Source organism: Rhizobium ecuadorense (assembly GCF_001187535.1).
GTDB lineage: Bacteria > Pseudomonadota > Alphaproteobacteria > Rhizobiales > Rhizobiaceae > Rhizobium > Rhizobium ecuadorense.
In genome coordinates this window covers 1-214 of the sequence record NZ_LFIO01000464.1, presented here as the reverse complement: position 1 = coordinate 214, position 214 = coordinate 1, and the positions used below count along the sequence as shown (strand labels likewise).

The 214-nt window shown below is 60.7% G+C and carries 1 pseudogene; it reads left to right on the top strand.

Features of this window, described 5'->3' with window-relative positions:
* Window positions 1-214, top strand: a pseudogene (locus AF337_RS11430) (hypothetical protein); the annotation flags it as partial.

The following is a 214-nucleotide window of genomic DNA, read 5'->3' as shown; positions in this document are numbered from 1 at the left end:
CCAGGCTGCTGGACGGCTACCAGCCGGGAAAGCCCTTTCTCGACTATTTCTCCCCTGCCCTGCTCCGGCAGGATCTCTATTTCCCCGACGGGCAGATACTCGACGAGGTCTTCGAATATGGCTCGTTTCAGCAAAGCAAGATGGCAAGGGCGGGCGTGACCTGTCTCGACTGCCATCGGCCGCACAATGCCGGCCTCAAAGCCGAGGGCAATGC